Below are 25,679 nucleotides of genomic sequence, written 5' to 3' on the forward strand. Positions count from 1 at the left end.
GAGGCAACGGCCCCACGCATCCCCATCGTGCTCATCAGCGCGAGCGCCGAGGCGGTGAGGGCGACCGTCATCGCGGGGCCACCTTCGTGGGCGCTGACAGTTGGGCTCCCGCGGCCGCGTAGCGGTGGGCCGGGCACGCGAGCGACGGTGTCTTCGGACTGGCGGGAAGGATCAGGGGCGGATCCGCAGACGGTCGCGCCACGATGGGCGGCCGACTTCGGCGTCGGCCTGTTCGGAGGCTTGATGGACCGGAAGGGGCTCCGGGAAGTACGCGCTGTCCTTGGGGCGGCTTCGCTGCGTGGCCGAGCGGGGGCGTGGAGCCGGCTCGAGGTGGGGGATGTGCTTGGAGCAGTGGACGTAGGCCTCCTCCACGGTGAGGTGCACCCACAGGTGAGGCTGGCGGCCGGGCGCGGTTTCGCTCGGCAGCAGCGGGTACCACGCGCGGATCTCGTGATCCGTGTACAGCCGGACCGTGCCGTTCACGTGCAGCCCGATGTGGTCGTGGGTGAAGTCCATGAAGAGCATGCCGAGCTGTGGATTCTCGGTCATGTTGCCCGCACTGGCCAGAACGCCGTTGCCCCGGTACTCGGGATACGTCAGCGAGTGGTCGTCGAGGGAGACGCAGAAGCCCGGCGGCCCGGCGCGGAAGCTGGCGTCGCAGGCTCCCCGTGAGTCCGCGGTCGACAGGAACACCATGTTCTGCCGGGCTATGAACTCCCGCATGGCAGGGGTCAGGTAAGGATGCACCTGACGGTCGTAGAAGACGGCCGCCCGGTCGGTGGTGCCGAGCTGCTGCTGCAGCAGGTGTTCTCCGGAGGAGCCTGGTGTTTCGGGGCCGTTCACAGCTGGTCGTCCTCCTCGTCGGGCGGAGGCGGTCCCAATGGCGCGGTCAGCACAGGGGTGTCCCAGGGGTCGTAGTGAATGTGGCGAGGCGGGACACCGTGGCGCCGCAGGGCCTGCACGGCCCCGCTCAGCATTTGCGGTGGGCCGCACAGATACGCCTCGTGCCGGTACCAGGGACCGAATTCCGCCAACACCTCGGGCAGCGTGCCTTCCAGACCTGCGATGCGCTCGTCGGAGACCGCTGCCCGGACGCGGAGCCAGTGGTAGCGCTGGGACATGCGCAGCATGTCATCGAGTCCGTACAGTTCGTCCGCCGTTCGGGCGCCGATGAACAGGCTGACTTCACGTGCGACGCCGATACTGCCCTGGGCCACCTCCTCGATCAGGGCGCGAATCGGGGCAAGGCCGGTGCCGCCGGCCACGAAGAGCAGGTCCCGCTGGCGGGTTGGACGCAGGACCATGTCGCCCTCGGGCGGGCCGAGTCGGACAGGGTCTCCCAAACGAGCGTGGTGGACGAGCGCGTTGCTGACCTTTCCTTCGCGCACGGCTCGCACGTGGAAGGTCAGTTCGGAACTGGGACGCGGGGCGTTCGCGGGGGAGTACTGACGCCACTGCCTCGGCACCCACGGCGTTTCGATGCTCACGTACTGGCCCGCCACGAACGGGTACGGTTGGTGGGGCTGGACCGTGATCTCGGCTATTCCGTTTCCCCGGTGCACATGTCCGACGATGTGTGCGTCCCATACGGCTGGGCGGTCACGGGCGTCCTCCTCCGCGGCCTGGACCATCACGTCCGCGGCTGCGGTGTAGGCGCGCTGCCATGCCGTCGCAAGTGCCGGGTGCCATGCCGGGCCAGCGAAGTGGGAGAGGGCCTGCAGCAGGCATTCGCCGACAGCAGGATAGTGGCCGCTTTGCGTGCCGAACTTGCGATGGCCGCGTCCCAGTCGGGAGCAGAACGCTACGAGGTTGTCGGGGTCGTCGACCAGTTCCACAATGCGCAGCAGTGCGCGCACCAGACGTTCCCGCTGCACATCGAGCTCCGCCGGAAACAAGTCTCTGACCTGTGGGTAACGCGAGAACAAGATGCTGTAGAAGTGCTCTGCCAGCTCGGACACACGAGGAGCGACAACCGTCAGGCTGGCCCGTACCAGCGCGACGTCCTCGTCACTCACAGAGGCCGGGGCGGCTGAGATGCGAGCGGGTGCAGCGAGGTGGACCGCGTTGGCCCCGCCCCAATCGTCTGCCGGCGTGGTCGGTCTGGCGGGGTGCGAGCTCTGGTGCATGAACTCGAACCTGCCCGTCACCGTCCACTCCAGCCCTGTTCGGTTGCCGAAAGTGCACAGACCCGAAGCCCGGGCGCCTCTTGCGAGGCTCGAACTCCTTCCCCTCCGTCGCTCGCCGCTCGTTCTCGCACGCCGACCGGGAGGCCCGGCGCGTGCGACTCGCGGCGCGTTCTTCGGGCACTTCCCGGTGCCAGGCGATGTCTGCCCGAAAAGGCCCGGGTCCGGGTCGGGGAAGTGACCCCGGGGGCGGAAGCGGGGGCGGCGGCGAGAACAAAACGCGGGACCGCAGGCCGCTTCCCCGCAGGTTTGACGTCAGGGCCTACGGTGTCGACGTCGCGACCATGCGATATGGGTTCGACATGGGAGACGACAGTGCGCCGGGGAGCGCTGTGCAGGGAACTCACGTACCTTCTTCTCTCCACGTCGGCACTTCTCGGCACAAGCAGTGCGACGTTGTCGGACACTGGACAAACCTCTGGGAGTCACGCGCATGTGTGCAGTTGCATACGCCGACAACCCAGTTGCCTGCGACAGGTAACCGTCAGGCGCCCGTCACCCTAGCGTCCGAAGACTGTGTCCAACGACTCAGGAGGGCCCGGGGGATGGTCTGTGGGGGTAATTGGGCTGTAGGGGGATATGCGTACTCTGAACAGGCGCGGAGTGCCGCGCACGCCTGCTTTGTACGCCGTCGTGCCACGTCGGAATACCGGCAGCCGCGCTCCGGGAGGTCCGACGGAGCATTCCGGCCCACTGGTACATCGTCTGTCTTGGCAGGATTGCTGCGGCATATACGGGAAGGAGCGCTGTAAAGGTCCTTCGTCCCACTTTTTGACCCAGATCCGGAGGCCGGCCTCGAGAGCTTCAATGTCCTTGCGGCAACGTCGAAGACGGCGAAAAGGGTGGTCAGGTCCTTGCCGACATAGTCGTGCGTACGCTGCTCAGGCATGCCCAGGCCCAGCATCATGGGAAGCACTGACTGGGATGAGCCCATGCCTTGGCTTGCGTCTTGTCGTCCACCGACAGCGCCACCGCACCCTCAGGTGGGTTGAAGTACAGCCCCACGGCGTGAGCCAGCACAATGCGCGCACTCAGGGTCGGAGTCTGGGCCGATGCCGCCGGGCGCGTCCACCGCTCTAGCCTCGCCGTCGGGCCGTGGCATCCAGCGGCGGTCGGATGCTGATCGGGAGCGTGTGTTTCGCGGACGTCATTCTGGCGCCGATAGTCCGACGTACGCTGACGCGCTGCGGGTCAGGCCACCGCCCCCAGGCGCGATACCTCGTGCCCGGACGTGTCCTGGCGAGCGAGGGGCGGGGCGGCCTCGACGACGAGGAAGGAGTCCGCGACGAGATCCATGACCACCTCGGCTCCCCGCCCGTGCTCGCGCAGGCGGGCTGCGAACTCTTCGGCCGGCCAGGAACCGCGGGGCGAACCGGCGGGGAATGTCTTCAGCACCAGGGCATGCGTTGTCATCGCGACACCTCTGTACGTAGGACGGCATAGCCACCCAGTCGGTCAACTGTCTTCTCTGCTCATGCCCCTGTCTGTCCGGAACACGCCCGCGTACACATACCTCGGGCGTTTCAAGACGTTCATCGAGGAGCGCGGTGGCCAGAAGACCGGGGCTTGGCGCGGTCAGGTCTGACGAGCCTGCCACCGGGGCACCGGCCCCCACGTCATCTCGCTCACGCTGGCGCGCGGCCGCGGTCCCGAGAGAGCAGCTGCCACCAGGCCTGACAGCGGTTTGCCCACCGGACCGACTCCGGGAGGGGGAGACGCCGACGGGACGATGATGCCGGCGACGCACGGCACCGAAAGGCGGTCACGAAGGCCGCGCCCGGTCAGTCCTCCAGGAGGACGGGCACCGACCCCGCCGCCGATGACGCGCTGAACGCACTGGTGAAGTTGCTTTCGACTTCCGCCTTCTCCGCTGTGTTCGGGTACGGGTTTGTGCACGGCATGCCCGCACTTGACCCCGACATCAGGCTGGAGCAGGTCCCGGGCTTGCGGTCCGGCAGGCCCAGGATGCGGCCGAGGTCGTGGGACGAGATGCGCACCGTGTTGTAGCCCTCGTCCACCGCCTGGCGACCGATCCACACGGGGCCGTTGCCCAGGGAGGTGGGGAGTGCGGGCGGCCAGCCGTCGTCGGCCAGGATCCGGATGTTGGCCCGTTGCCCGGACGCGGCAGGCCAGAGCTTCGCGCTGCCCACGCTGTCGTTCCGGATCGCCGCGCCCCGGTCTACCGCGGACCCGAACTCCGCGGAGCCGTTCGCGTCGTAGCTGAGCACCCGTTCCGCGGCCGAGGAGGCCGACGGGCCCCCGGCACTTCAGCGGCCAGGGCCTGGCCGCCACCCAGAGCGGGCAATGAGAGGGCGGCATGAGACCTGATGCCCGGTTTCTCGTTTCGTGTGGGGCAGGCGGGCAGGTCATGGCGATGTCGGTCGACTACGGCCGAGGCCGGGTGAACAAGCCTGGCTCGGTCTCGGCCAGGGATCGCGCGGTCGGCCAGCCGTTTGAGCTGGAGGCGGACGTTGTCGATGTTGTTGGGCGCGACCGCCGCGTCCATCGCCTCGCACACCTGCCGCACACGCAGCGGATGGTCGGCCTCGGTGAACACCGCCATGACCTGCTGGTAGGTGATCGTGCCGCCCTGCTGGTCTGACACCGACGTCTTTCCCTCGCGAGCCGTCATCGCCAGCTGTGTGATGGCGGCGGTGAGTTCGCGGGCAGAAAGGTCCTGCGTCTTCTTGATGTTGGGCACGATGAGACCACGCGGCGTCGCGACGGCGGTTCCGAGGTTCACGTCACGATGGATGCGGATGAACGCGCCGTTCGGTTTGCGATGATCTCGGTGTGGGGCGAGGGAAACTTTCTGACGAGCAGTGGGCTGTGTTGGAACCGCTGTTGCCGGTCGCGGTAGTGGGGCGGCCGTCGTTGGGTCGGCGGAAGTTGATCGACGGGATCCGGTGGCGAGTGCGGACCGGTGTTCCGTTGAGGGATCTGCCGTTGGAGTATGGGCCGTGGCAGACGGTCTATCGGCTCTTCCGCCGCTGGCAGCGTGACGGTACCTGGCCCGAACTGCTGACCCGGCTGCAAGTCCGTGCGGACGCGGCCGGGCTCATCACCTGGGAGATCAACGTCGACTCCACGATCTGCCGGGCCCATCAGCACGCCGCAGGCGCCCGCCGGGACGGAGCGGCTCAGAAGGAACCGCCGGGCGGCACCCGCACCGAGCCCGACGACCATGGCCTGGGCCGGTCGCGGGGAGGCTTCGCCACCAAAATCCATCTGGCCTGTGAGCAGGGCCAGCGCCCTCTCTCCTTGCTGGTCACCGCAGGTCACCGTGGTGACAGCCCTCAATTCGCCGCCGTTTTGGATGGCATCGGAGCGCCTCGCGTCGGACTCGGCCGTCCACGTGTCCGGCCGCTGCGGGTGCGGGGCGACAAGACATCCCACGCGGATAAGCGTCAAGCTGCCGTTGCGATATGGCCGACTGAAGGCTGCGGGAAGGCGATTGCTTCGTCGTAGGTGTGACCGTTCTGGAGGCAGTGGAACAGCATGCCCATGAAGCGATTGAAGAGGTTCCGCTGTGCCGCGACGTGACGGTCGCCAGCTGCTCTTCGGCGGTCGTAGTGGGCTCTGGCGCCGGGTGACCTGGTGAGAGAGACGAAGGCCCAGACGTAACCGACGGCAGCCAGTCGCTGGTTCTTGACCTTCCGGCTCATGACCTTGCAGCTCTTGCCGCTGGCCCTGGTGACCGGGGCGCTTCCCGCGTATGCCTTCAAGGATCCGGCGTTGGCGAATCGGGCCCGGTCGTCGCCGATCTCTGCCAGAATTCGGGCGCCGGTCAGTGCGGCAAGGCCTGGAAAGCTGCGGATGACCGGTGCATCCGGATGCTCTTCAAAGACCTGCGTGACGGTTTCTTCGAGCTGGTCGGCGTTGTCGCAGGCGGTGTTCAGCTGCCTGAGCAGAGCGGATGTCTGATGCCCGAGAGCTGACTCCACCTGCGGGAGCTGGTGGAGGTAGTCGCGTTTGAAGATCTCGTGGAGCCTTTCGGCGTCGGCCTGGATGCCGCGGACTCGGCCGGCCTGCTTGAGCAGGGTCTGCAGGCGTCGCCGTGTCAGCTTCGCAGCCATGGTGGGGGTCGGTGCCTCGGCCAGGATGGTGCGGGCTTCCCTCGAACACAGACTGTGCTTGTGCTGGGCGAAGGCGTCGAGGATCGCAGGGTAGAACTCTCTGAGCTGGGAGCGAAGCTTGTTGTGGGCCTGGCCGCGAGCCCAGACGGCGTCTTGTTGGGCCCGGGCGAGCACGGCGATGGCCTGGACAAGCTCAGAGTCCGCGGGCAGCGGCCGGTGGGCGGCCATGTCGGTTCGCAGGATGTTGGCCAGGGCCGCGGCGTCAACGGCGTCTGACTTCTTGCGGGCAACGGAGTGGCGATCTCGGTAGCGGGCAACAGCCAGCGGGTTGATCGCGAAGACCGGCCGCCCGGTGGCCCGCAGGCAGGCGACGAGGAGTCCGCGTGACGTCTCGATCGCCACGGGGATTGGGGCGGCCTCGCTGTCGCCGTGTTCGGCCAGTAGGTCCGTGAGCTGTGTAAACCCCGCAGCATCGTCGCCGATCCGCACCTTGGCGAGTTGCCTTCCGCCAGCATCGACCAGTGCAATGTCATGGTGGTCCTCGGCCCAGTCCACGCCACAGAACACTGGCGTCGGTAACTCGACAATCGTCATCCGGTCCTCCTTCGTCGCGACTCTTTTCCCAGTTCAGAGCCTGTGCAGGGTGCGCGTGCTCCCTAATGGAAGTGCTCAAGGCACGTCATCCCACCAGCCGTTCGCAACCCCTGCGAGTCATGCGGCCCTCGGTCCGCGTCGGAGCTGAAAGCTCAAGGCAGAGCTGAGAGGTGATCCGTACAACCGGCTCGGACGACGGACAGCAAACCGCCCGGTGGCCGCAGACGGGCCGGCCCACTGCAAAAGGACCACTTCGAGGCTCAAACAGACAGAACTGGTCCTCAATCCGAGCACCCATGCCCAGACTGCTGGGCGCGAGCCGGCCTCGTCTTGTCAACAGGGCTCTCATGCCCGGGCATACTCAAAGGCTCGGCTCGCGCCCCTGAAGGTCAGCTTCCACCGACCTTCACTGCCCATTAGGCGTACTCCTCACGCGCCAACCGGGTCTACCTGCGAAAGCGCGGAATCCGCTGCACGATCCCGGAGCCTGCCGACCAGGCTGGCCACCGCAAGCGCCGGGGAACGGCTGGCGGGCGGCCTCCGGGCTTCGACCGCGAGGACTACAAGGCCTGGCACACGGTTGAGTGCGGCATCAACCGGCTGAAACGGAACCGGGCGATGGCGACCCGGTTCGACAAGCTTGCGGTCCGCTTCGAGGCAAGCATCCTCGTTGCAGCTATCTATGAATGGCTGTGACCTGGCGTAAGTGCTATCCCTGGGTGGCTTTGTTTGCGAGTGCCAGGAGCGATCGTTCCGCTCGTCGGGAGGCACATTCGGCCTGGGTTCGATGGCGACGATGACGGGCAGCACCTCGCTCGGCAACTGATAGGCCGGGCGAGGTGAGCCTGTTGGTGCGACGAACCGGCTGCTTTCCGGGCTGGTCTCGCGGGACAGCCCGGACGACAGTCAGCCGAGCCGGGTTGTGGCATACGCCTCGATGGCGTCGCGCTGGTAGGCGGCCAGGCCCGGTGCGATCGCCTCGTACGCGGCGCGCCAGGCGCTGTTGTCCACGCAGGACCGCCCGATGGTGCGGTACTCCTCGGCGGAGACGGGCCGCAGTTCGGTCATGGCCTGGTACTGGGCGTCGATCTGGGCCTGCACAGGCGCGGCGTCGGCCGGGTGGCCGGCGGCCATCAGGTCGGCCAGCAGGATCATCTGTGTCGTGCGCTCGCGCTGTCCGGCCTCGATGTCCTCCGGGGTCATCGAGGCGACCCTTCGGGCAACTTCCTCGGCGTGCCCGGGGAAGTCGCGCAGGCTCTCCTGGTACTGAGAGGGCTGGATGCCCTCGAACAGGTTCTCCGGTCGGTTGATGGTCATGGGATTGCCGTCCTTCCTGGACTGTTCCAGTTCGGCGATCGTGCGGGAGACGGTGCCGGCCAGGGCGTCGAGCCGGTCCCGCTCAGCAAGCAGCCGACGGTGGTGGCCACGCAGGGCGTCCACCTCGTCGACCTGCTCAGCCAGGATCCGGCCGACCTCGGGAAGTCCCACGCCCAGCGCCCGCAGTACGAGAATCTGCTGCAGCCGCAGCAGTTGGTGCTCCTCGTAATAGCGGTGGCCGTTCGCCCCGATCCGGGCGGGCGGCAGCAGGCCGACCTCGTCGTAGTGCCGCAGGGTCCGGGCGGTCACACCCGACATCCGAGCGACCTCCGCGATGGGCCAATCCATCGTCCTCTCCCTCACGATCGCGTCACCGGGCCGGTTTCTCCGGCCCTGTCAAGGACGGTAGAAGCTGCCGCAGCGGCAACCGCAAGCCCGCACCCTCACGATCTGGATAGCCGCCCGCGACTGTCCCCGACGGCCCACCCAGCACCCCAGTAACTGTCAAAACACGGCCTAGTTGAGGAGTGGGATTCCGACGGCGTTCTCGGGCAGACTGGCGGCGGCGACGGTCACGGCGAGGATGAGGCCGATTGTGTCGGTGAGGATGCCTCGCTTCCGCCCGACGATCTTCTTGGCGGCGCCTGTTCCCTGGCTGGTCAGGGGCACGTTGGTGGAGGTCTCTCGTCCCCTGCACGTGTGGCGGTGCGGTATTCCGGCCGGTCGGCGGCCATGGGCATGTTGGGCTGGGCACCGTGAGTGAGCGCAAGCCCTACAAGACCGATGTGAGCGAGGAGCAGTGGGCGCTGGTCGAGCCTGTGATCGCCGCGTGGAAGGCCGCGCATCCCTCGGTCAGCGGTCATCAGGGTCGGTACGCGATCCGGGAGATCGTCAACGCGCTGCTCTACGAGGGCCGGACCGGTTGCCAGTGGGAGCTGCTCCCACACGACTTCCCGCCACCCGGCGCGGTGAAGTACCACTTCTGCACCTGGCGTGACGACGGCATCGACCAGACCATCCACGACCTGCTTCGCTGGCAGGTGCGGGAAATGGCGCGTCGGAAGGCGGCACCTGCCCCGCAGTTCGGAGTCTCGGGTGTACTGGGCGATGACCGCGGTGATACTGGGCCGGCTGACCGCGGCGACCGTGCCAGCCTGGCGAACCGCGTGACCGGTGGGGAGCTGACCCTCGGCGCGGTGCTGGCACGGCTGGAGTAGCGCGAACGCGAGATCACCGCGCAGGCCGAGACGACGCGGGGACAGATCATGCAGCAGACCGCCCAGCCCGACGAGCTCGGCCGGGCCGCCGAAGAAGTCCGGATCACCCGCAAGACACTGCTGGCACTGCCCGACCAGCAACCGCCCGCGCCGCCGGCACCGGAACTGCCGGACCATCCGGCCTACCAGCAGGTCATGGCGGTGTTCACCGAGGCCGACCATCCGCTGCGTGCGCGGCAGGTGTGCGAGGCGATGGACGTGGCGGTCGCGCCCAACAACATGAACAACGTCCGCCTCAAGCTCAAGCGGCTGGCCGGCCGCGGGATCCTGGCCGAGACCGAGCCAGGTTGTTCACCCAGCCTCGGCGGTGTCGAACCGACATCGCCTGTCTGCCTGCCCACTGGGCACGCCTGTCAATCCGTGACTTCGGCCGGACAGGGAGCGAGCTGCCGACAAGGACGCAGCGACGCCTTTCGTGCCCGGACCCTGACTGTCGGGACCGCAGGCACGCGTAGGGTCGGGAATATGGCGAAGAACCCGAAGTCTTCCGCGTCGGCACCCGAGACGATGCCGTGTCCGGAAATGGCTGCGTTAGCGGCCGCCTTCCTGGACGGTCAGCAGATCACGATGACGCAGTGCGGACTGTGCGGCACAGAGATCGCCGGGGTTAACGGACGGTATTCCTGCGGGGTTTGCGGCTGGACGAACCCGTGGTGGGAGGGGACCAGCACGCTGCCGAGCGCCGAAGACGACGTACAGACGTGAGAAGGATGCGGCGGGGCGGGTGTCTGCTCGAGTTCCTCGCCGCGTAGCGGTCCCGCGGCTTCGACACGGATGCATGAGGCTCAGGGCAGGGGCAAGGCTGAGTTCATGACTGCCACACTCGGTGCTTCGTCCTTGGTACTCCCGACCCTCGCGCCTTGGCCGACTTCTACCGGGCGCTGCTCGGCTGGGAGGAGGCCGACCGGTCGCCGGAGTGGGTGCGGCTGAAGGCGCCCGAACGAGAACGCCCGAGCCTCAGCTTCCAGTTGGAGAGTGATCACACTCCTCCGTCGTGGCCGCAGCGCCCGGGGACCCAGCAGATGCAAGCACATCTGGACATCCAGGTCGACGACCTGGACAGGGAGAGTGGGCGGGCTCTCGCCCTGGGCGCGACGTTGCAGGAGCACCAGCCGCAGGAGGACGTACGGGTGTTCCGCGACCCTCACGGCCATCCGTTCTGCCTGTTCCTCCCGGGCGCCTGAAGGCCGGGCCGACACCGGACCACCGGTCGGGGCTTCGTCGTCGACATCACTCCGCAAAGAGTCCCGTCACTGCTCGAAAGAGATACGGGTGTCGTAAGGAGGCGCCTGGGGTACCCGCGGAACTGCGGCAGGTCGGCGAGCGCCCGGAGTCCGCGCCTCGACGCATGGGGAGAGGGAATGGGACTGCGTGAGTCGGCTCGGGTCGTCGCTTCCCGATACTCCGCCGAGGTACTGTGCGGGCGATACCGCCTGGACGACCTCATCGGTTCGGGGGGCGCCGCGGATGTTCACCGGGGCTTCGACCTGCGGTTGAAGCGGCCGGTGGCGGTCAAGGTCTTCCGGCCCGACACCGGATTCGACCATGAGGGGGCTTCGCACGGCGAAGCGGTCATCCTGGCGCGGCTGCAGCACCCCGGCCTCGTCACCGCCTACGACGTCGGGCAGCACAACGGCCGTGTCTTCCTGGTCATGCAACTGATCGAAGGCGAAACGCTCAAGAGCCGCATTACAAGGGGTCCGTTGACGCCCGGGGCGACGGCGGCGGTCGGCGTCGGCCTCGCCGACGCGCTGGCTCACGCCCACCGAGCGGGAGTCGTCCACCGGGACGTCAAACCGTCCAACGTCCTCCTGGACGCTTCGCCCCGTCCCTACCTCACGGACTTCGGTATCTCCCGGCTCCTGGACGGCACGACCCGCACCGCCACCGGCACACTCGTCGGCACCGCGGCCTATCTCTCCCCCGAGCAGGTCCTCGGCCAGCCCGTCGGCCGCCCCGCCGACGTGTACGCCCTCGGTCTGGTCCTTCTCGAATGCCTCACGGGCAGGCTCGAGTACGACGGGGGTCCCCTCGAAGCCGCGATCGCACGCCTGCACCGCCTGCCCGTCCTGCCCCACTGCCTGCCGGAGCAATGGGCGGGCCTGCTGCGGGACATGACCGCCCTGGACGAGCGGAGCCGCCCGACAGCCCGTGACTGCGCCCGCACACTGGCGGAGCTGGCCGATCCGGCCGGCCCGGCGGCCGGCCCGGCGGCCGACCCGTCGACACAGGTGAATGGCCTCATCACTCCCCAGGTGGCGACGCCGTCCGACGACCGGACGTACCGGAAAGCATCGCCCGTCGGAGAACGGACCGTTCCCCGCGCCGCGCCCACGCGAAGGCGCACGTTCGTGGCGGGTGCGACCGTCGCACTCGTCGCCGCCATGGCGGCCGCCCTCACTGGTATCGACGACTCCGCACCCCAGGGGAACGGCCGAAGCGCCACCAAAACCACCAGCGCCCCCACCGGAGATGCGAACCCTCCTCGCACCACCCGGCAGACGGAGGCGGCAACGCCCTCCGCTCCCACGACGCCGTCATCCGACCGAAGCGCCTCCGACGACACACTGGCCCGAGACGACAGCGAAGGACGGGCCCCCTCCGCACCCTCCGGCGCGGACAGTGGATCCGGCGTCGGCTCAGCTGCACAACGCTCCGTGCCGCAGGGCGCACCAGGCGACACGAGCCCGTCGCGTGCGGCATCGGGGAGCGGCGCGTCGGACAACGCCCCGAACCCCCGCCCACCGGGCCAAGTCACGAAGAGCGAAGAGGCCGGTGACAAGGGCCCGCACAAGGGGGCCAAGCCGCCGAAAACGAAACGCTGATGGGTCATCGGCGGCGACGGGGAGCCGGATACGGGGTTGGGTCCCGGTGCCGGCTGACCCCAGGCTCGTCCGCCGAAGCCTGGAACTGGCCGCTCCCGGCGACGGCCACGAATGTCCGCAGCGCTTCACGATGAGGGCGGCATCCGCATCGGGAACGGCCTCATGACCGTCCCGAAGGTCAGCCTCATCACCGGAGGCCACCCACTCCCGCTGGCCGAGCGCCGTGAGTACCTGTCCTTCGCACCCACCGTCGTCGAGGACGACATCTGGTTAGGGACGGCTGCCGTGGTCACGCAGGGCGTCACCATCGGTGCCGGTGCGGTGGTCGCCGCCGGTGCGGTGGTCACTCGTGACGTTCCCGCTGGCACCATGGCCGCGGGAGCACCCGCCCGGTGATCAAGAAGGTCGCCGGGCACGGGCGCACACCCGCTGGAGCAGGGTAGCGGCCGTGTTGATGATCCAAACGGCACCGAGAGCGAGGAGACCGAGGGCGACCAAGGCGGCCACGACCACCGGGACCAGACGCAGCGCACCACCGGCCGCCTGTGCGGCCCGGAACAGTGTCTCCGAATGGGCGCCCGCCGTTCCCGTCACCGGAACCGCGACCGCCGTGAACAGCACGGGGCCACGGTGCGGGCGTACATCGTCCTCACGTGTCGGTCTCCAGCCGCTGCGCGACCGCGGGCGTCTGTCTCTCCCCTTCATGGGAATCCAGTGTGCAGCATCACCGAGACACGCAACGTAGTGGATCGGTGCGGAAGGGCCGGCGGCGGGTCGAGGCCGCCTGGGAACCTGAGGGATGCCACTGGACGACTGGCACCTCACCCAAGACGTCGACGCCTTCCTCGCCCGCGCCGGGCCGGAGCACAGCCCTTCACGCACCATGGCGCCCGACCGCATGGAAACGGCCCGGTGGAGCACACCTCCTGCATGGGAACAGTGGTGCACGTACCGCAGACGAGGGACATGATCGGTGACGAGTTGTCCGGGGACGAAGCCTGGGCCTCGCTGCGCCGCTACGGGGGCCGCCGGCTGGTGACCGACGCGTTCCTGCGCTTCAGGTACGCCGACGGATTCAGCTTCGCGCGGGCCCTGGCCTTCCAGTTGGTGATCGGGATGGTGCCGCTCGCCATCGCCCTGGTGGGGGTCTCCGCGGCCATCCACACGGAGAGCGTCGGACGATTGATCGAACTGACCCTGAGCGAAGTCGTTCCGGCGGCCAGCGCCGATCTCGTACGCGAGGGCCTGCTGGCGACCCGCACGCATGCCGATGCCGACACGGCGGGCACCGTGGCCATGTGGCTGGGCCTCGGTTTCGCGCTCCTGAACCTCGCATCGGCCATGGGCCAGGTCGAGCGGGGGTGCAACCGCATCTACGGGATCGAACGCGACCGGCCGTTCCTGGAGAAGTACGGCCGCAGCCTGCTGCTGGCGGTCGGTGCGGGCGGGCCGCTGGTGCTCGGCTTTCTCGTGACGGTGGCCGGCGGGGCGGTGGGCAGGGCGGTCACGGAGGCGTTCGGCTGGCCTGAAGCATGGCTTGGCTGGTGGGTGTGGGGGAAGGTCCCGGTGGGTGTGGCCCTCGCCTGCGTGGCATCGGCTGTCGTCCTGCGGTGGGCGCCTCGGCGTGTCCAACCGGGTTACACCTGGCTCGTGTTCGGGTCCGTCGTACAACTCGTCCTGTGGATCACGGCCACCTGGCTGCTGGCCCTCTACGTGGCGCACAGCGGGTCCTTCGGTTCGTTGTACGGGCCGTTGACCGCCCTCATGGCCCTGTTCCTCTGGGCAAACCTGGCCGGCGTCGCGCTCTTCCTGGGTGTGGCCTTCGCGGCCCAGCTGGAGGCCGCCCGCGCCGGCATCACCAGACCCGTGCATCCGGATCCCGGTTCCGGGGCCCTGGCCCAGTGACCTGGACCAGTGACCTACTGCCTCAGCAGCGGATGGACGGTGATCATCCGACGACGTCAGCGAGGCGGCCACACCGCAGTGCGGGCAGGGCAGCGGTGCCCGCCTGGGCAGCGGCTGCGGCAGACCGTGTTCCGGCGGCCCGGCCTGCCGGAGGGCGGCCGGGCGCGCGGGGCGTGGATCAGGAAGTGCTGCAGACCGTGCCGTTGAGGGTGAACGTCGTCGGGATGGGGTTGGCGCCGTCGTTGGCTCCGACGAAGCCGAAGGTGGCGGTGGAGCCGCCGCGCGGGGCCAGCTCGGCGTTGGCGCCGTTGTCGGTCACGTGGACGCGCGTACCCGAGCCGGTGACGTTCGCGTTCCAGGAGCTCTGCACGGACTGGCCGGTGGACGGCCAGGTGAAGTCCAGTGTCCAGCCGTTGATCGGGGCGTCGCCGACGTTGGAGACCGTGACGGTGGCGACGAACCCGTTGCCCCAGCCGCTGTCCACTCGGTAGGTGACCAGGCAGCTGCTGTCGCGCGGAGCCGTGGTGGAGAAGGTCAGCGGCTCCGAGGGGCGCGAGAGGCGGCCGTCCGCGTCCCTGGCAAGGACATTGACCGTGTGTTCGGACCCCGGCGGCAGGTTGCGCAGCGTCGTCGAGGTGGAGGTCGAGGTGGCGAGCAACTGGGCGTTGGTACCCAGGCGTTCGTACACCTCGTAGCGCACCGCGTTGCCGTTCGCGGGGGCCGTCCAGCTCACCGTGGCGTTCGAGCTGCCCACGGCGCTGGTCTTCGGTGCGCCGGGCGCGCCGAGCGAGGTCGCGGCGGCGTGCGGGGCGACGGTGATCGTGGTGATCGAGTAGGGCGGCAGCACCTGGTCGCCTCCGGCGGTGGCGGCCACCCGGGTGACGTCGGAGTCGCCGCGGCCGTAACGGTGCACGACCGGCGCCTCGGCAGTGGGCGTGAAACCGGAGTAACTGATGTCCGCGGTACGGGCATTCAGCGGGTCCTTGTTGATCAGCAGCACGCTCAGCGTGCCGTCGGCCCGGTGCACGGCGTGCGCGGAGATCTGGTCGCTGTCGGTGGAGGAGGCGACCATCGTGTCACCGGGACGCCCCAGCTCGGTCAGTGACTTGATGCCGAAGTACGGGTGGAACGGCGTGTTCACGGCCGGCTGGCAGATGTCGCCGACGCAACCGCCGCTGGAGAGCAGGCCGAAGTCGTTGAAGTCGGTGTCGCCGTCCACCGTCTCCACCTTGGTGGGGCCGTTGTGGACGTTCCACCAGTCGACGTTGAAGACGCCGTTCTCCAGCGCCGTCATGTAGGTGTCCGCGGCGAACAGGCCGTTGGGGCGGCTGTTCATCTGGACGTTGGAGTTGACCTCGGTGAGCGCGATGCCGATCCTCGACGAGCGTTCCCCGGCGTACCGGTCGATCTGCCGGCGGACCTCGCGGAGTTGTCCGGGCAGCCGGGCGGTCCGGTCCAGCGCCTCGTCGGCGGTGGCGCCGCCCGGGTAGGAGTGCACGATGGCGAAGTCGATGGTCCCGGCGACCGCGGACAGCACGGTGTGGTTCCAGTCGGCCGCGTCGCCCGGGCCGGTGATGCCGTCCGGCCAGTCGCCGGGCGTGGTCAGCACGGCGCCGATCTTGATTGTCGGGTCGACCGCCTTCATCGCCTCGGCGTAGGCGACGACGTTGCGTGCGTACTCGCGCGGGCTCTTGTCCGGGTGGTCGTCGGCCTCCCAACCGCTGCCGTAGTGGCCGTTGCCGTAGATCTCGTTGCCGATCTCCCAGTACTGCGCCCCGTAGCCGCGGGTGACGTTGGCGTACCGGACCCAGTCGGCGGCCTCCTGCGGGGTGCCGGTGCCGTAGTTGGCGATGATCATCGGCTGGGAGCCTGAGGCGCGGACGTTGGCCATGAACTCGTCGAAGGTGGTGCCGGGTGCCACGTAACCGCCGGGGGCGGAGTGGTCCTTCCAGTGGTAGATGTCGCCGTAGGAGCCGCCGGGGTAACGCATCACGCCGACGCCCGCCTCGTCCAGCAGGCCCGTCACCTCGGGGTCGTTCATGTGAGAGTCCCAGAGAGCGTGGTTCACGCCGAACGCCGCCTTGTCGATGGTGCCGAGCCCCACCCCCGCGTTGACGGAGACCTCGACGGTCGACGCCTCGTCCGCGGCGGTGGCGGCAGTGGCGGCCGGGTCCGCGGCGGCCGGGCCGGTCGCGGCAGGGGCAGGGGGAGCGGCCGCGAGTGCGGCGACCGTGGCCAGGGCGCAGACGAGCGCGGCGGCGGGGCGTCTGCCCGTGGTTCTTCCTGCTCTGCCGGGCGGTCGGCCCAACCGGCCGGTGGCGGGGAGGTGTGCGAGCGGCATGACGTGTCCTCCTCGGGCGAGCGCCGCGCCGGTCGGGGCGCCCGGTATGAGTGGTCGGGGTGAGTGGTCGGTGGGGTGCCGGCACGCGGGGACGTACGTGGGAGCGCTCCCACGCATGATGCGAGGGAGATGGGACCGCGTCAATGGTGCTGACGACGGCAATCTGCTCTCTCGTCACCCGTGCCGTCGCGCGGCGAGGCGTTCGGCCTCCGCGTGCCACCAGGCGGGCGGAGGCGTGCCGGTGACGCGGGCGGTCGGCTGGTCCGGGTGCAGCCCCAGCCGGCGCAGGGCGTCGGGACGGACGCGGACCTCGGCCACGCACTGCCGGGTGCCTGCCTCGTCGTCAGGGCCTGGGACCTGGAGGAGGTCCAGGCGCGTCTCCTGGGCGGCGAACGGCATCCAGTCGATGCCGCGCTCGCGCAGTCAGGCCCGGAGGGCCGCCGTCGGGCGCGGAGCGCCGGTGGTGTTCGGGTGTGCGGTGACGAGGATCCACGGTTCTTCGCGGGCAGCGTCGGCGGAGGTACTCATGCGGCCATGATGCCCTGACCGCGCCGTGCCCGGTCGTCGCCGCCGGGGGAGCGGCTCAGGCCTCGGGGCTCTGTGCGTACCCCGCGCTCCGCAGCGCCTCGACGGCGGCGAGGCGGCCCGCCGTCCGGAAGGCGGGCTCGTGCGGGCCGACGGCGTCGGCGCGGGCGTGGCGCAGGACCACTCGGGCGGCGACCGTGAGGCCGTGCCCGGGGCGCGCACGACCGCTCCTCGTGACCCGTCTCCGCGACGGAGCAGAAGCGCGGCAGGTTCTCGGCGGCCTGTCACACCACCGGCAGGCGTGTCGGCGTCGCCTCGAAGGCGAAGCCCTGGGCCGTATCTGGGCCCTGGGCTCGCGCCCGTTTCGCTGAGATCGGTCGACAAGCAGCAAATACGGGCGGCGGACGCTGCAGTCCGCGTCAGCCAGTACAGAGTGACGTAGTCGAGAACGCGGACTCTGGACATGGTTTCGAACGGGCTGTCTTCGGTGTCCGACCATTCGGCAAGCTTGTCGAGAACCCAGGCAAGGAGTCCGACCCGTGAGTCGACGAGCGAATGGCCGATGGTTTGCGGTCGGGTCGCCTGCTGCTTCGCGCACGCTGCGCGGTGGCGCCAGAAGTCACGGGTTTCCCCGGCCCATTGGCGCTCTGTCGCCGTGAGTCCGTCCATCGTCAGTCCGAGTGAGCCCTCCGCGAAGGTGGTGTGGATTCCGAGGACGTGTGCCGGGAGCCTGCCGGCGGGGACCGTGGTGACATTGCCTCCCCAGTCGCTGCCGTGGGCGGCGAACCTGCGGTAGCCGAGCCTGCCCATCAGTTCCACCCAGGCAGCCGGGGTCCTTTCGGCTCTGCAGCCGCCTCAGGCCTCGAAGACAGGCACGCTGCCCTGCCCCACGAACCACTTGCTGCCGGGCGCGGACCACACCGCGTCGGGCACTCGGAATCGCCCGTTTGGTCGCCGACGCCGGCCGTCACCACCGCGTGCAGGCCCCCGTGCACGCCGACACCGACGCCGTGAGGGCGTGCAGCTGACGCGAGGCGGCGAGCCGCCTGCGCCAGAAGGATCAGGTCGGTAGTTGGGGGATCAAGAACTCCAGCTCGGGCCGGTCCCAGGGCACGGCGGGCGGGTTCGCGGCGACCGTTCCGGTACGCAGCGCACCGACACTGCGGTAGAAGCCCTCAGCCGGAAGATGCGACACCACCCGGACACGTGCCAGCCCCGCCGAGCGCGCTTCGGCCGTCATGTGCTCGACAAGGAGTCGCCCGATGCCGCGTCCCTGCATCCCGTCCTGGACGAAGAGCAGGTCCAGCTCGGGCGGCGCGAGGATCAGCGAGTAGAAGCCGAGTACCCGGCCCGGGTCAACGTCGGCGTCGGCGGCTACGAAGACGCGATGACTCTCGATGTAGTCGGGGCCGACGCGGTAGCCCGAGACCATCGACGCGTACTGGCCACCGTAGGCACGGGAGCCGCGCACGAGTCGCGTGAGGCGCTTGGCGTCCCGGGCGACGGCCCGGCGTACGAGGATCTCGCCGCGCACGGACGTAAGGCTCGAATGCACATGACGCATCCTACGCGTCCCGGCGAGACCGGGGACTCCTGCTACGCCCCCCAGGAGCCGCAGCGTACCGGGAGGGCCGGCCGTCAGCCGACGCGGCGGCACGAGACAGTGACCCGGCACGAGGGCGACGGGGGGCTGCTTCGTGAGGCTGGGCGGCTCGGGGCCGACTGCCGCACGGGAAGGGCGGAACCTGAGCGGTCGCCTTTTGCTGTGCGCGTGCGGCACCCGGGAGTCGCCCTGCTGATCGCTGCGATGCCCAGGGCGCACCGCCGCGGTTCGCGCTCTCGGCGCGGCATCGGCAGGATGGGGGCATGACCGAGATCCGCACTCCTCGTCTTGTTCTGCGCCGTTGGCTGGAGGACGACCTGGCCCCGTTGTCCGAGATCCACGCCGATCCGGTGGTGATGCGGCGCATCGGCGACGGCAGGCCGCGCTCGACGGAGCAGACCGCCGAAGACATTGAAGCGTGGGAGGAGGAGTGGGACGAAGAGGGATTCGGGGTCTTCGCGGTCGAGCTCTTGGGATCTGGTGAACTGGCGGGTGCCGTAGGTCTGTACGTTGCCGACGCGCCGGATGAGGTAGCCGGACAGGTTGCGATCGGCTGGCGGCTCGGCCGGGTGTTCTGGGGCCAGGGATACGCTTCCGAGGCGGCGCACGCCGCCTTGGAGTTCGCCTTGCAGGATCGCGGTCTCGACCGGGTGGTCGCCGTGTTGCGGACGGACGACAGAGCTTCCGCGGCTGTGGCCGACAAGCTCGGCATGCAGGCGGAGGGCACCGTCCGGCACCCGGTCCACGGTCACGACTTGACCTTGTTCGGCATCGACCTGACGCAGTATCAGGAGTGGTGACGGTGTGTCGCCAGGCCGGTCGCGGACGCTCCCTGGACGGCCGGCTTCCGTTGCCGCGATCCGCTGTTCTCCGTGGCACGTCAGCGTGGTGCCGTGTGCTGCGGCACCGCGAGGGTGAGCATGGGCCGACCCGCTGCTTCTCCTCACCGAGGCGACGCGATGCTCGAAGGCGCCGATCACGTCCGTTCCGAGGACGCTTCGCCGCGGCGAGGTCTGCGGCCCAGGACCGCCGAAGTGTGGTTGTTCCGCGGCATCCACGGCCTGGTGCTGGCCAGCGCCCTTGTGGCAGCGCTGGACGTACCGGGGGAGGTCCCCGACCCCGGTGAGGACGCGCTCTGGGGCCTGCTCACGGCGTTGGCGTCGAGCGCCGCCCATGGATGCTCATCGACACCCTCGCCGCCGGCGGGATACGGGCCTTGACCGCCCTCCGCGCCGCAGTACGCGAATCGTGGAGGCGAGCTTGCGACGTCCGAAAACCGATCGAGTGGACCTGTTGTGGGGCCCACGATGCTGACAACGCGACTCCTCTCGAAGAGATCAAGCGGTGTCTTCTGCGAGTGTGCGCTCCTGGTCACCCGCGCTTTCGGTCGCCGCACACCGCCTGGTCCAGCAGGCGGACCGCGGCCTCCGTCTGCTCGAGGAAGCGCTTCTCGTCACCGAAGCGCGTGGTGAAGACAGCGGCCGCGGCCGAAACCCGGCCGTCGGGCGTGACGGCGGTCTCGGAGGCGGTGCCGAAGGACGTGCCGCCGTGGTACCAGATCCCGCCCCTGCAGCCCTCGGCCGGGCGCCAGGCGAGGCCGAGCCCGTAGCGGGCCCTGCCGTCGGTGGCGTAGCCGGGCGCCGGGACGGTGGTGCGCATCTGCTCCAGCTGCTCGGGCGGCAGCAGCCGGCCGCCCATCAGGGCGTGCAGGAAAGTGTTCATGTCGCGGGTGGTGCTGATGATGCCGCCGTCCGCGCCGCCGCCCACGGCGAGCGTGGTGTCGGTGAGGTCGTCTCGGCCGGGGAACTGCGTGTACCCGGCGGCTGTCGGCATCGGCACGTACGGCGAGGTGCCCGGTATCAGCGTGCGGCGCAGCCCCAGCGGCTCGATGATCCGGTCGTGCACCTCCTGCGCCCAGGGGTTGCCAGTGGCCTTCTCGATGACCATCCCGAGCAGCACGTAGTTGGTGTTGGAGTACGCCCACTGGGTTTCGGCGCCCGGATCGTCCGCGTCCGGCAGCCAGCCGGGGGCGCGCTCCATCGCCACGGAGACCTGCTCCTCAGGGGTCTGCGAGCGGAACCGCTGTGCGTGGAAGCGCTCGGGCGTCAGCTCCGCCGGGTCCTCGAAGGCGATGTCCGTGTAATTGGCCAGGCCGCTGGTGTGCTGGAGCAGGTTGCGCAGGGTGATGCGGCTGCCGTCGTTGCCGTTGCCGGCGATTACCCCGGGCAGCCACTGCTCGACGGTGTCGTCAAGGCTCAGCGTGCCCTCGCCGACGAGCTGGAGCGCGACCACGGCCGTGAAGGTCTTGGTGTCGCTGCCGATGCGGTAGTAGGCGTCGAAGGGCACCCGGCCCCCGTCCTTCAGGCTCGCGGTGCCGGACCGGGCCTGCGTCTCGCGCCCGGCCGCGTCCCGGGCGAGCACCGTCAGCCCGGTGGCTCCCGTGTCCCGTACCGCGTCCGCGTCCCGCTGCAGCCGCGACCGCGCGTCCCCGCCGCCGGCGCCCGTGGCCTCGGCCGTGGTGCCCGGCCCGAGAAGCGATGCGGTCCCGATTGCGGCGACCCCGGCCACGGCCAGCCCCGCACGCCACCGTCCGGACCGGCCCCACCGCGCACTCTTCGTGATGTCCATGGCCGGAACGCTACGGAGGGCCGGCGCCGCGGACCATCCAGCTGGCTGCCCGGACATTGGTGGTGCTGGCCCCCTACCACTCGGCGGCCACCGCCCTCCTTGCCGCCCCCCTGCTGATTGTGCCGGTGAAGCAGCAACGCGTGATGGTGAGTTCTGAGAGGGCATTTTCAGCGTTGCCTCTCCACGGTGAGGACGGCCTTGGCGATTGACGTCATGTGGTTGGGTCCGCATCGCGATCTCCGGAAGATCCGCCAAGACGTGAGTCGCGCCATGCCGCGTTCGACGGGTGCCCGGGATGTGGCCAGTGCTCGGTTGACGGTCCGTTCTGTCGGGGGTCAGCTGCCCGCGGTCCGACGTCTGCGTCCCGTGGTGACCCAGGAGCCGGCACCTGTAGAGGCGCGGTCGGCCAGGATAAAGATAACGAGATCACGTGACGCCTTAAATTCACAGGGGGTAACATGCCGTTATGCGCAGTCGCCGGAAAGCAATCCAAAGTCCGATCGTCGCGAAGCATATGAACAGATTCTTCAAGGGGGTGACGGCACATGAGAGGAAAAATCCCAGCCTGATGGCGAAGGCATATGCGCGGCACTTGTTCCATGAGCGGCGCCGGGAGCTGGTCGATGACAAGAAGCTTTCTCGCTCCCCGTTTTATGTTGGCCTGGGGGTGAGTGAAAGCGGATTTGAACGCCTCACTAAACGAAGCCTGCTCGTATCCGACACCCTATTGTTAGCGCATCATGGACCAGGGAGTGCGCACGAACTCGTTCAAATCCCTCCGAGGATTGACCCCATCGAACGCATTTTTGCGCCCAGGAGAAGCACTTCCTTTGATTCTCGGACTGGAATTACTGTAACCGAATGGCCAGAACGTCTCACTCTGGTGTGTGACGACATTCTCGCTTTGGGGCAGTGGATCGCCAGTTCCGAGCCCCTGCTCAGGTCTGGACTCGTATGGTATCTACCCAAATACTCGATCCAGCGCGAGCGTAGCGTTATTTTCGCCAGCCCAGAAGGTGTAGATCGCACCGACAGTCAAACCAGCCCAGTACGGACGGCACTTGACTTCTTAGTACGAGACGGGAGAGTTATCGAGGAGGTGGAAGGTTCTGGCAGTGGACCGTTACAGAGCCGCATGGTGCGCCCTATTCTCCAGATGGACCTTCCATTCATCGATGGCGTACCGATGGCCACTGCTAGTCGCATCACGGTCGAGGAATTCAGCTCCTACCGTGCGGCCAAGAGATTTATGCAGCAAAGCCTCATGGACCTCGATGAAGCCGTTCAAAGCGACCACATGGAGCACGAGCTGCGCAAGATCGGAAATCAACTGGAAGATGAGATCAGGCGCGTTCAGTCGCAAATGAATATCGCCCGCAGGAAGCGCGCAATATCGGTCACTGGCGCAGTCATTGGAACTGTAGGAGCCGTGCTTGTCGCAGTTTATGGGCCAGCTATGACGGCGGCGCTTCCTCTCATCGGTGCGGCCGGGGCCGGTGGGGTTTGGGAAATCATCCGGAATACCGCAGAGAACAGTCCGAGGGCGCTGCGTGACGACCAGTGGTACTACATGTGGCTCATGGCGAAGAACAGTAATTCGTACACTATCTGAGAGGGGAGTGCCTTATCCGGGCTTGCGGCATCCGAGAGCAAGGCAGCAGCCCGGACAACCTCCGCTACATCAAGTGGCGGGTACGCACCATCAAGTCCGAGACAGGCTCGACCACCACCGTCAACTACTCCGATCCGGACTGCATCCGGGGCTCCAGCATGCCCGGCTCGGTCGACAAGAACACCCGCCGCTGCTACCCGGTCACCTGGTCCCAGTCCGGCGCCGTCCCCGTGACCGACTGGTTCCGCAAGTACGTGGTCACCTCGGTCTTCCTGGCGCCGGTGACCAGGTCCGCCGCGACTAAAGGGTGTCCCGTAACCGGTGGGGGCGGTTGGCGCGTTGGCTGGGCATGGGTGGGGGGATTTTGGCGGATCCGAAGTGGATCGAGCCGTTCTACGGGCTGACCGAGGTGCAGTTCGCCAGGCTCGTGGCGTTGGTGCGGCGTCGCGATGGTGACGTTCAGCGCGGCCGTCCCTGGCGGCTGTCGCTGGAGGACCGTGTGTTGCTGGTGGCGACGTACTGGCGCACGAATCTCTCGCTGCGGCAGGCAGCGCCGTTGTTCGGAGTCTCGAAATCTGCTGCCGACCGCATCCTCGATCACCTGGCGCCTTTGCTTGCCATCTGGCCGGCCCGGCGGCCGCGCGAGGACACTGTCTACATCGTCGACGGCACCTTGATGCCCACCCGTGATCGCAGCATGGCCGCATCCGGCAAGAACTACCGGTGCTCGACGAACCTGCAGGTCGTCATCGACGCCAACAGCCGCCTGGTAGTGGCGATCGGCCTGCCGCTGCCCGGCAGCCGCAACGACTGCCGGGCGTTCACGCAGTCCGGAGTCGGACCGTGTCTGCCGCGGCGCACCGACCATCGCCGACGGCGGCTACCAGGGCACTGGCCTGCCCATCCCGCACCGCAAACGACGAGGTCAGACACACCTCAGCCCACGGCAGGAAGGGGGGAACGCCGCTCACCGCCGGGCACGAGCCCGGGTGGAACGCGCCCTGTCCCGGTTGAAGAACTGGAAGATCCTCCGCGACTGCCGCCTCAAGGGAAACGGAGTTCACCAGGCCACGCTCGACATCGCCCGACTACACAACCTTGCCCTCACCAGTCGGTGATCACCTCAGCCGGCTGCTGTCAGGTGCCGTGAGACGGCGGGTCGTTGGCCAGTACTGGTAGACCAAGCTCCAGGGGCCACCCAGGTCGCCATCGGCTGAGCCACTCGTCGAAGTCCTCTCGCAGGAACCGAGGATCTACCGGCTTCAGGCGAACCTGGGGTCGTTCATCAACCCACCAGACCTCAAACTCAGCCTCGGTGCCCTCCGTCGGCCACCGATCGGCATCTTCCGGCAGCAACAACACGTCGACGAAGCCGCCGACGACGAGTCCGATGTCTACGAAGACACCGATCGTGCCCGGTCTTGGTACCTGGACCACCCTTCCGGAAACGCGCTGCCCGAAGTGCAGTCGGCGACGTGTTTCCTCCCACTCCGCCATGCTCACCATCAGGGACATCTTCCCAGGACACGAGCCCTTGCGGGACAGCCTTTAGCGCAACGACCACGCCCTCGCTCAGGACCTCCTTCCCCACGCCCTCACTCGAGCCCGCCACCCCGCTGCCCGCAGCCTGCTCAATCTGCGGCTCGCCCGCAGCCTTGCCGCCTCACCCACCCCAGGCCGCACGGCAACGCTCCACGCCCGGCACGCAGCCGAACACGAACTCAACCGAGCTGGAACCAACCGCCCCTCCTGGTGCACGTGGATGTCCGAGGCGGACCTCGCCGTCGACACCGGTTAGACACTCCTCGATCTCGGCGACGCCCGGCCCGCCCACCAGCTCCTCACCCGCGGCGAACAGTTGCTGCCGACGGCACGGGACAAGACCCGCGGCGTCTTCCACCCCTACCAGGCAGCCAGCCACCTCACCCACCGCGCATCGAACCCACCGCGCACGCGGCTGCCGCCGCCCTCGACCTCGCCCGTCGTGCCCACGCACCGCGCTGCGAACAACTCGTCCAGCGCCCCCCGGCGTTCCGCCCCTACGCGCACCACCACGCCGTCGGCCGCCTGCTGCACCTCACGGGCAACGCCTCCATCTCGTGACGGTTCTGTTCCCAATATCAGCTGTTCAGCTCGCCATGCCGGGACCCGGAGGAATGTGCACGGTCATGATCAGGTGGCAGGTCTCGCTGCCTGAGCCGCAGTAGGTGTGGGGGACGTCGCCGTCGAATGTGGCGGTCTGCCCGGCCTCGACTGGGTGCTCAGCACCGTCGACGACGAGGATCATCCGTCCGGCTGTGACGCTGACGGTCTCCACGACGCCGCTCTGGTGCGGGTGGCTGGGGTACTCCTCGCCAGGTGCCAGTTTCCAGCGCCACACCTCGACCGGGGCGGGCCCCGACGTGGTCAGCATGAGTCGGGCCTCGCCGCCCTTCTCACCGGCCCACAGGGGCATGACGGCGTCGGCGGACACAACCCGGACGCGGCCCTCCGCCGGTCCTTCCATCAGCGCGGACACCGAGATGCCGAGAGTGTCTGCAAGACGGACCAGGGTGGCGAAGTTGGGGTTGCCCTGAGCCTTCTCCAGGCCGACCAGGGCGCCCTTGCTGACTTTGGCGCGGCGGCCGAGTTCGTCCAGGGACAAGCCGGCGCGGGTGCGGGCCGCGCGGACGTTGTGCGCGAGTGTCCGCAGCGCCGCCTCGGTCTCGGCCATCTCTCTCACCTCTTGAGGCAGTGGACCAGTGCACTGGACCGCGCGGTCGTTTGGTTGACGACTTCCGGTCGGTGCGTTGT

General features: G+C 68.5%; 20 protein-coding genes and 10 pseudogenes. 13 read left to right on the forward strand and 17 right to left on the reverse strand.

The window, feature by feature from the left end:
- Window positions 1-171: 171 nt before the first annotated feature.
- From ACGH52_RS37670 to ACGH52_RS37685, 4 genes and pseudogenes are all read right to left on the reverse strand, one after another.
- The gene (locus ACGH52_RS37670) at window positions 172-843 is read right to left on the reverse strand and encodes a pyridoxamine 5'-phosphate oxidase family protein (protein WP_121704631.1); all 672 of its coding nucleotides are present in this window, start codon (window positions 841-843) and stop codon (window positions 172-174) included.
- Window positions 840-2,015: a globin domain-containing protein gene (locus ACGH52_RS37675; protein WP_238697021.1), complete on the reverse strand. Its 1,176-nt coding sequence runs from the start codon at window positions 2,013-2,015 to the stop codon at window positions 840-842. The genes ACGH52_RS37670 and ACGH52_RS37675 overlap by 4 nt, the downstream gene beginning before the upstream one ends.
- A gap of 1,359 nt (window positions 2,016-3,374) precedes the next feature.
- Window positions 3,375-3,596, reverse strand: coding sequence for a hypothetical protein (locus ACGH52_RS37680; protein WP_399946127.1), 222 nt, complete (start codon window positions 3,594-3,596; stop codon window positions 3,375-3,377).
- A 368-nt stretch (window positions 3,597-3,964) separates the two neighbouring features.
- Window positions 3,965-4,512, reverse strand: a pseudogene (locus tag ACGH52_RS37685) (snapalysin family zinc-dependent metalloprotease).
- Between the two features lie 39 nt (window positions 4,513-4,551).
- On the opposite strand from ACGH52_RS37685, the gene ACGH52_RS37690 reads away from it, so the two are divergent.
- Window positions 4,552-4,785: a hypothetical protein gene (locus ACGH52_RS37690; protein ID WP_399947065.1), complete on the forward strand. Its 234-nt coding sequence runs from the start codon at window positions 4,552-4,554 to the stop codon at window positions 4,783-4,785.
- A gap of 33 nt (window positions 4,786-4,818) precedes the next feature.
- Here ACGH52_RS37690 and ACGH52_RS37695 read toward each other — a convergent pair.
- Window positions 4,819-4,926, reverse strand: a pseudogene (locus tag ACGH52_RS37695) (2-oxo acid dehydrogenase subunit E2); the annotation flags it as partial.
- Window positions 4,927-5,042: 116 nt separating this feature from the next.
- On the opposite strand from ACGH52_RS37695, the gene ACGH52_RS37700 reads away from it, so the two are divergent.
- Complete coding sequence (locus ACGH52_RS37700; RefSeq protein WP_399947027.1) at window positions 5,043-5,651, forward strand: IS5 family transposase; 609 nt, start codon at window positions 5,043-5,045, stop codon at window positions 5,649-5,651.
- On the opposite strand, the gene ACGH52_RS37705 is transcribed toward ACGH52_RS37700, so the two are convergent.
- Window positions 5,591-6,853 carry an IS110 family transposase gene (locus ACGH52_RS37705; RefSeq protein ID WP_399946130.1) on the reverse strand — a complete coding sequence of 421 codons (1,263 nt, stop codon included), beginning with the start codon at window positions 6,851-6,853 and terminating at the stop codon, window positions 5,591-5,593. The two genes, ACGH52_RS37700 and ACGH52_RS37705, sit on opposite strands and share 61 nt — an antisense overlap.
- 420 nt (window positions 6,854-7,273) lie before the next feature.
- On the opposite strand from ACGH52_RS37705, the pseudogene ACGH52_RS37710 reads away from it, so the two are divergent.
- Window positions 7,274-7,549 (forward strand): annotated as a pseudogene (locus ACGH52_RS37710) (IS5/IS1182 family transposase); the annotation flags it as partial.
- Window positions 7,550-7,759: 210 nt separating this feature from the next.
- Here ACGH52_RS37710 and ACGH52_RS37715 read toward each other — a convergent pair.
- Entirely contained in the window at window positions 7,760-8,518 is a 759-nt protein-coding gene (locus ACGH52_RS37715) for a MerR family transcriptional regulator (RefSeq protein ID WP_399946133.1), read from the reverse strand.
- A 171-nt stretch (window positions 8,519-8,689) separates the two neighbouring features.
- Window positions 8,690-8,854: pseudogene (locus ACGH52_RS37720) on the reverse strand (IS5/IS1182 family transposase); the annotation flags it as partial.
- Between the two features lie 122 nt (window positions 8,855-8,976).
- On the opposite strand from ACGH52_RS37720, the pseudogene ACGH52_RS37725 reads away from it, so the two are divergent.
- The 6 genes and pseudogenes from ACGH52_RS37725 to ACGH52_RS37750 form a co-directional block, all read left to right on the forward strand.
- Window positions 8,977-9,136, forward strand: a pseudogene (locus tag ACGH52_RS37725) (transposase); the annotation flags it as partial.
- A 299-nt stretch (window positions 9,137-9,435) separates the two neighbouring features.
- A complete protein-coding gene (locus tag ACGH52_RS37730; protein ID WP_399946136.1) occupies window positions 9,436-10,152 on the forward strand; it encodes a hypothetical protein in 717 nt (238 codons plus the stop codon).
- Between the two features lie 155 nt (window positions 10,153-10,307).
- Entirely contained in the window at window positions 10,308-10,631 is a 324-nt protein-coding gene (locus ACGH52_RS37735; protein ID WP_247700471.1) for a VOC family protein, read from the forward strand.
- A gap of 177 nt (window positions 10,632-10,808) precedes the next feature.
- Window positions 10,809-12,272: a protein kinase gene (locus ACGH52_RS37740; protein WP_399946139.1), complete on the forward strand. Its 1,464-nt coding sequence runs from the start codon at window positions 10,809-10,811 to the stop codon at window positions 12,270-12,272.
- A gap of 129 nt (window positions 12,273-12,401) precedes the next feature.
- Window positions 12,402-12,668 (forward strand): annotated as a pseudogene (locus tag ACGH52_RS37745) (DapH/DapD/GlmU-related protein); the annotation flags it as partial.
- Window positions 12,669-13,202: 534 nt separating this feature from the next.
- Window positions 13,203-14,177 (forward strand): YihY/virulence factor BrkB family protein, encoded by a 975-nt coding sequence (locus tag ACGH52_RS37750; RefSeq protein ID WP_399946142.1) that lies wholly within the window; start codon window positions 13,203-13,205, stop codon window positions 14,175-14,177.
- Between the two features lie 178 nt (window positions 14,178-14,355).
- Here the strand turns inward: ACGH52_RS37750 and ACGH52_RS37755 are convergent, their stop codons facing one another.
- The 5 genes and pseudogenes from ACGH52_RS37755 to ACGH52_RS37775 form a co-directional block, all read right to left on the reverse strand.
- Window positions 14,356-16,518: a cellulose binding domain-containing protein gene (locus ACGH52_RS37755; protein WP_399946144.1), complete on the reverse strand. Its 2,163-nt coding sequence runs from the start codon at window positions 16,516-16,518 to the stop codon at window positions 14,356-14,358.
- A gap of 174 nt (window positions 16,519-16,692) precedes the next feature.
- Window positions 16,693-16,917 (reverse strand): hypothetical protein, encoded by a 225-nt coding sequence (locus ACGH52_RS37760; protein ID WP_059302794.1) that lies wholly within the window; start codon window positions 16,915-16,917, stop codon window positions 16,693-16,695.
- A 184-nt stretch (window positions 16,918-17,101) separates the two neighbouring features.
- A complete protein-coding gene (locus ACGH52_RS37765) occupies window positions 17,102-17,227 on the reverse strand; it encodes a hypothetical protein (protein WP_399946147.1) in 126 nt (41 codons plus the stop codon).
- A gap of 206 nt (window positions 17,228-17,433) precedes the next feature.
- Window positions 17,434-17,877 (reverse strand): annotated as a pseudogene (locus tag ACGH52_RS37770) (epoxide hydrolase); the annotation flags it as partial.
- A 226-nt stretch (window positions 17,878-18,103) separates the two neighbouring features.
- Window positions 18,104-18,607, reverse strand: a complete 504-nt coding sequence (locus ACGH52_RS37775) for a GNAT family N-acetyltransferase (protein WP_399946151.1) — start codon at window positions 18,605-18,607, stop codon at window positions 18,104-18,106.
- Between the two features lie 302 nt (window positions 18,608-18,909).
- On the opposite strand from ACGH52_RS37775, the gene ACGH52_RS37780 reads away from it, so the two are divergent.
- Together ACGH52_RS37780 and ACGH52_RS37785 are read left to right on the forward strand one after the other, a co-directional pair.
- Window positions 18,910-19,446, forward strand: coding sequence for a GNAT family N-acetyltransferase (locus ACGH52_RS37780; RefSeq protein WP_399946153.1), 537 nt, complete (start codon window positions 18,910-18,912; stop codon window positions 19,444-19,446).
- Between the two features lie 159 nt (window positions 19,447-19,605).
- Window positions 19,606-19,824, forward strand: a pseudogene (locus tag ACGH52_RS37785) (hypothetical protein); the annotation flags it as partial.
- A gap of 193 nt (window positions 19,825-20,017) precedes the next feature.
- Here the strand turns inward: ACGH52_RS37785 and ACGH52_RS37790 are convergent.
- Window positions 20,018-21,274 (reverse strand): serine hydrolase domain-containing protein, encoded by a 1,257-nt coding sequence (locus ACGH52_RS37790; protein WP_399946156.1) that lies wholly within the window; start codon window positions 21,272-21,274, stop codon window positions 20,018-20,020.
- 167 nt (window positions 21,275-21,441) lie between these two features.
- A pseudogene (locus ACGH52_RS37795) lies at window positions 21,442-21,687 on the reverse strand (transposase family protein); the annotation flags it as partial.
- A gap of 53 nt (window positions 21,688-21,740) precedes the next feature.
- Here ACGH52_RS37795 and ACGH52_RS37800 point away from each other — a divergent pair.
- Both ACGH52_RS37800 and ACGH52_RS37805 read left to right on the forward strand, forming a co-directional pair.
- Entirely contained in the window at window positions 21,741-22,886 is a 1,146-nt protein-coding gene (locus tag ACGH52_RS37800) for a hypothetical protein (RefSeq protein WP_399946159.1), read from the forward strand.
- Between the two features lie 349 nt (window positions 22,887-23,235).
- Window positions 23,236-24,004, forward strand: a pseudogene (locus ACGH52_RS37805) (transposase).
- 19 nt (window positions 24,005-24,023) lie between these two features.
- On the opposite strand, the gene ACGH52_RS37810 reads toward ACGH52_RS37805, so the two are convergent.
- Together ACGH52_RS37810 and ACGH52_RS37815 are read right to left on the reverse strand one after the other, a co-directional pair.
- Entirely contained in the window at window positions 24,024-24,401 is a 378-nt protein-coding gene (locus ACGH52_RS37810) for a hypothetical protein (RefSeq protein WP_238697016.1), read from the reverse strand.
- A gap of 613 nt (window positions 24,402-25,014) precedes the next feature.
- Window positions 25,015-25,599, reverse strand: a complete 585-nt coding sequence (locus ACGH52_RS37815) for a helix-turn-helix domain-containing protein (RefSeq protein ID WP_399946162.1) — start codon at window positions 25,597-25,599, stop codon at window positions 25,015-25,017.
- Between the last annotated feature and the right edge of the window lie 80 nt (window positions 25,600-25,679).

Source organism: Streptomyces sp. BBFR25 (genome assembly GCF_044590125.1).
Lineage (GTDB): Bacteria > Actinomycetota > Actinomycetes > Streptomycetales > Streptomycetaceae > Streptomyces > Streptomyces canus_D.